This window comes from Streptomyces sp. SID4985 (assembly GCF_009863025.1).
In the GTDB taxonomy this organism is placed as follows: domain Bacteria; phylum Actinomycetota; class Actinomycetes; order Streptomycetales; family Streptomycetaceae; genus Streptomyces.
On the sequence record NZ_WWIR01000609.1, the window covers coordinates 1 to 5131 of the forward strand.

A 5131-nucleotide genomic window follows, 5' to 3' on the forward strand; every position below is an offset into this window, starting at 1 on the left:
AGCGTGCCGATCGTCTTGTGGTCGGTGGTCGTCAGCCACTTCACCACGACGTTGCCGGGCTCCTTGCGCCTGACCAGCAGCTCGCTGTCGGACGCGTCGGCTGCGGCGGCACCCTGGGGTTCGTTGAGGATGCTCACAGGTTGTTCGTCTCCCGGTTCTTCTCGTGGCTCGTCTGCGCGATGCCGGCGGGAATGTAACCGGTCTGCCCCTTCTTGGCGAGGTCCTTGAGGTGCTGCTCGTACCGCTCGGGGGAGACGACCTTCACGTTGAACAGCATCCGGGAGTGGTCGACGCCGCACAGCTCGGCACACTTGCCGAGGAAGGTGCCCTCATGGTTGGGAGTCACCTGGAAGGCGTTGGTGTGACCCGGGATGACGTCCTGCTTCATCAGGAACGGCACCACCCAGAAGGAGTGGATGACGTCACGCGAGGTGAGGATGAAGCGGACCGTCTTGCCCTTGGGCAGCCAGAGCGTCGGACCGGGGTTGTTCGTCTGCGGGTTCCGCGTACCCGGAGTGCCGACGTCGTAGACACCGCCGGCGTCCGCCGGGAATGCCTTCGTGAACCGGTCCGGAATGGCGGCCAGGTTCGGGTCGGTCTTGGCGTTCCCGGTGGAGCCCGGGACGTTCTCGATGTAGTTGAAGCCCCAGCTCCACTGGAAGCCGACCACGTTGACCGTGACGTCGGGCTTCTTCTCGAGGCTGAGGAGCTTCGACTCGTCGCGTGCCGTGAAGTAGAACAGCACGGAGACGATGATGATCGGGACCACCGTGTACAGCGCCTCGATGGGCATGTTGTACCGCGTCTGCGGCGGAACCTCGACCTTGGTGCGGCTGCGCCGGTGGAACATGACGCTCCACAGGATCAGGCCCCACACCAGCACGCCGGTAGCGAGCGCGGCGGCCCAGGAGCCCTGCCACAGGGAGAGGATGCGGGGAGCCTCTTCCGTGGTCGGGGTGGGCATACCAAGGCGGGGGAAGTCCTTGTATGTGCAACCGGTGGCGGTCGCCAGGACCAGGCCCGCGGTCAGTGCCTGCAGCAGCTTCCGCCGCATCGGGCGCCGCGGCGAGCGGTCGGAGCCGTTGGGACTCACGTAGCGCCTTCCCGAGAGTCTCGCCCGCGCGGTCGGCTGCGGCCTTCTCGCTGGTCGGTCGCCGCCCTGCGTCGGGCAGGGGTTTGGATGTTTATGCGGACCAAACCCTAGCCGACGGCCTCCGGCGGTTCGCGGGGAGGGGGGGATACGCGTCGTCGGGTCGGTTCGGGGGGTGTTGGGGGGTGCCTAATCGCCGTGGGTTGTTGCTGTTTGGTGGCGTGTGCGGGTATCTGGGGGCCGTTCGCGCCCACGCGGCGGAGCCGCACATCGACAGAGCCCCGCGCCCCTGCGATAGGCGTCCCTCGTTTTAACGTTGCCGTGTGAGTTACTTCGACGCTGCTTCTGTTGCTCCGCTTCATCCTGTTGCCCGGCAGGCCCTGGTGGCCTCGTTGGAGGAGGGGTGGGCTGATCCTGGGCGGGTTTATCGGGAGGGGCGCAGGGCTCGGGTGCTGGTGGACGCGGCTCGGGAGGCGGCGGCCGAGGTGGTGGGGTGCCGGGCTGATGAGGTGGTGTTCACCGCGTCCGGGACCGAGGCCGTGCGGCAGGGGATCGCGGGGGCGCTGGCGGGGCGGCGGCGGACGGGTCGTCACCTGATCGTGTCAGGTGTCGAACATTCCTCTGTACTCCATTCGGCGGAAGCGTGGGAGGCGGACGGGGGGTCGGTGAGTCGGGTCTCCGTCGATCGTGGGGGGTCCGTCTCGGTGGGTGGGTACGGGGATGCGCTGCGGGCGGACACCGCGCTGGCGTGTCTGCAGTCCGCCAATCACGAGGTGGGGACCGTGCAGCCGGTGGGTGAAGTGGCCGAGGTGTGCCGGGCTGCGGGGGTGCCGTTGCTGGTGGACGCCGCGCAGTCGCTGGGGTGGGGGGCGGTCGGGGGTGACTGGTCGCTGCTGACCGCCAGTGCGCGCAAGTGGGGCGGGCCCGCCGGGGTGGGGCTGCTCGTGGTGCGCAAGGGGGTGCGGTTCCAGCCCCAAGGGCCGCGCGAGGAGGGGCGGTCGGGGCGCTCGGCCGACTTCGGGAACATCCCGGCGATCGTCGCGGCGGTGGCCGCGCTGCGTGCCGTACGGGCCGAGGCGGACGCGGAGGCGGTACGGCTGCGGGAGCTGACGGAGCGGGTGCGGGCGCGGGTGCCGGGGCTCGTGCCGGACGTGGAGGTGGTGGGCGATCCGGTACGGCGGCTGCCCGGGATCGTCACCTTCTCCTGTCTCTACGTGGACGGCGAGGCGCTGCTGCACGAGCTGGACCGGGAGGGCTTCGCCGTCTCCTCGGGGTCCTCGTGCACGAGCGGCACGCTGGAGCCGAGCCATGTGCTCAAGGCGATGGGGGTGCTGAGCGAGGGGAACGTCCGCGTGTCGCTGCCGCCGGGCGTGGCGGAGGCGGACGTGGAGCGGTTCCTCGACGTGCTGCCCGGTGTCGTGTCCCGGGTCCGGGAACAGCTGGGGGCTGCCGCCCCGGAGACGTCGGTGCGCGCTGCGGAGCTGGTCGTGGACTCGCTGGGCAAGCGGTGCCCGATCCCGGTCATCGAACTGGCCAAGGTCATCGGGGACGTGCCGGTGGGCGGCACCGTACGGGTGCTCTCGGACGACGAGGCGGCCCGGCTCGACATCCCGGCGTGGTGCGAGATGCGGGGGCAGGAGTACGTGGGCGAGGAGGCGGCGCCCAGGGGTACGGCGTACATCGTGCGCCGGGTGAGCTGATAGAGGCGGCGAGGGCAGCCAACCTTAGGGGCGCGGGGCTGCATTGGATATGCGGCTCCGCCGCGTGGGCGCGACCAGCCCCGACGGACCCGCAGTAGCCCACGGACCCGTCGAGGCACACGCACGCACTCAGCCCAGGTGCTCGCGAACCTCCGCAGCCGCGTCGTCCCCGTACGCCTTGGTGAACCGGTCCATGAAGTGCGCACGGCGCAACTGGTACTCCTGGGTGCCGACCGTCTCGATGACCAGCGTCGCCAGCATGCAGCCGACCTGCGCGGCACGCTCAAGGGAGACGCCCCACGCCAGCCCGGAGAGGAACCCGGCGCGGAAGGCGTCGCCGACACCCGTCGGGTCGGCCTTGCGCTCCTCGTCGGGGCAGCCGACCTCGATCGGGTCCTCGCCGACCCGCTCGATGCGGACGCCGCGCGAGCCGAGGGTGGTGACGCGGTGGCCGACCTTGGCGAGGATCTGCTCGTCGGTCCAGCCGGTCTTGGCCTCGATCAGGCCCTTCTCGTACTCGTTGGAGAACAGGTACGTGGCGCCGTCCAGCAGTATCCGGATCTCCTCGCCCTCCATGCGGGCGATCTGCTGGGAGAAGTCGGCGGCGAAGGGGATGGCGCGGGTGCGGCACTCCTCGGTGTGGCGGAGCATCGCCTCCGGGTCGTCGGCGCCGATGAGGACCAGGTCCAGGCCGCCGACACGGTCCCCGACCGTCTTCAGCTCGATCAGGCGGGCCTCGCTCATGGCGCCGGTGTAGAAGGAGCCGATCTGGTTGTGGTCGGCGTCCGTGGTGCACACGAAGCGGGCGGTGTGCAGGGTCTCGGAGATGCGGACGGACTCGGTGTCCACGCCGTGGCGCTCCAGCCAGGCGCGGTACTCGTCGAAGTCGAAGCCCGCGGCGCCGGCCAGGATCGGGCGGGTGCCGAGCTGGCCCATGCCGAAGGCGATGTTCGCGCCGACGCCGCCCCGGCGTACGTCCAGGTTGTCGACCAGGAAGGAGAGCGAGACCGTGTGCAGCTGGTCCGCGACGAACTGGTCGGCGAAGCGGCCGGGGAAGGTCATGAGGTGGTCGGTGGCGATGGAGCCGGTGACTGCGATGCGCACGACGGGCGTTCTCCTGGCGGAAGGGGCGGTGACAGTTCACGCTACCCGCTTCCGGGCAGCCGCTGAAGCAGCGAAAACTACCCGATAGTAGATCTTTCTTCACCGCCGCCCGCGTGCCTACGGTGCGGGCATGACGAACCTCAGGGGCAACTCCCCCACCTCGGCCGACCTCGACGGCGGCCTCGCCGCGCTGCGGGGCGACTGCGCCCGGATGGTCCCGCACTGGCCGGCGTCGGCGGACCCCTCGGCCCGTCCGGTCCCGCCGTCGCTGATCCACGGGGTACGTGTCCCGGCCCGCTCGGCCCGCCTTGTGGACGCCATGCCGGACTACGGCGACTGAGCCGGGGGCGCACGAAAGGGAACCGCGCGCCCCCTTCACGCGTCCCACCGCCGTCCCCGCGAGACGGGACACGGACCGGCGAGGAGCGATGCGGTGAACCCCGAGCGACCCCAGAACCCCGACACCCCCGAGGACGTCCCCGTCCCGGAGCCCGAGCAGACCGAAACGGGGCGGCCTGTGACAGCGGAGGTGCGCGGGGGCGCGGCCGCTGGATCGGGGGCGACGGACGCGGGCGCAGACACCGGCGCGGTGGCGGAGCCGGGCTCGGCGGACGCGGACGCGGCAGCGGAGTCGGGGGCAGCGGACGCGGGCGCGTCGGCAGACGTGAACCCGGAAGCTGCGGGCACGGACGTGGCCGCGGAGCCGGAGACGGCCGCGAAGCAGGAGGCGGCAAGCGCGGGCGCGGGGTCGGAGCCGGGCTCGGCGGACGCGGCGGCGGACGCGCAGCCGGAGGCGGCGGCCACAGGCGTGACGGCAGCGGACACCGACGTGGTGGCGGACTCGGGATCGGCGGACTCGGGCGGAGAGCCGAAGTCGGAGGCTGCGGGCACAGGCGTGGCTGCGGAGCCGGAGGGCCTGGGGACGGGCGCGGAGCCGGAGGCAGCGCACCGGGAGGACGCTCGGGCCACCGGGACGCCGGCCCGGGAATCCGACCGTGCCACCCGGACGGCGGAGCCGGAATCGCCTCGCGCGGCAGAAGCGCCGACGCCGGAAGAGACCAGCCGGGCCGGGGCGTCAGGCCCCGAAGGCAGCGCACCGGACGCCGAGGCTCCGAGCACCGAGCAGCTCGCCCCGGCCACCACGCCCCCGAGCCCCGAGGAACCCGCCCCGGGCGCCGCGGCCCCGCACCCCACGCCCGCCCCCGACGCCCCCACTCCCACCACATCCACCCACCCG

The 5131-nt window shown here is 71.9% G+C and carries 4 protein-coding genes and 1 pseudogene; 3 read left to right on the plus strand and 2 right to left on the minus strand.

The window, feature by feature from the left end; translation table 11 throughout:
* Positions 1-133 precede the first annotated feature (133 nt).
* Entirely contained in the window at positions 134-1093 is a 960-nt protein-coding gene (coxB, locus tag GTW40_RS26150; protein WP_161182623.1) for a cytochrome c oxidase subunit II, read from the minus strand.
* A gap of 320 nt (positions 1094-1413) precedes the next feature.
* Between coxB and GTW40_RS26155 the strand changes: the two genes are divergently transcribed.
* A complete protein-coding gene (locus tag GTW40_RS26155; RefSeq protein ID WP_161182624.1) occupies positions 1414-2790 on the plus strand; it encodes a cysteine desulfurase/sulfurtransferase TusA family protein in 1377 nt (458 codons plus the stop codon).
* Positions 2791-2919: 129 nt separating this feature from the next.
* Here GTW40_RS26155 and GTW40_RS26160 read toward each other — a convergent pair whose 3' ends face one another.
* Entirely contained in the window at positions 2920-3894 is a 975-nt protein-coding gene (locus GTW40_RS26160; RefSeq protein ID WP_161182625.1) for a carbohydrate kinase family protein, read from the minus strand.
* Between the two features lie 130 nt (positions 3895-4024).
* On the opposite strand from GTW40_RS26160, the gene GTW40_RS26165 reads away from it, so the two are divergent.
* Both GTW40_RS26165 and GTW40_RS33610 read left to right on the plus strand, forming a co-directional pair.
* Positions 4025-4234, plus strand: a complete 210-nt coding sequence (locus GTW40_RS26165; protein ID WP_161182626.1) for a hypothetical protein — start codon at positions 4025-4027, stop codon at positions 4232-4234.
* Positions 4235-4327: 93 nt separating this feature from the next.
* Positions 4328-5131 (plus strand): annotated as a pseudogene (locus tag GTW40_RS33610) (hypothetical protein); the annotation flags it as partial.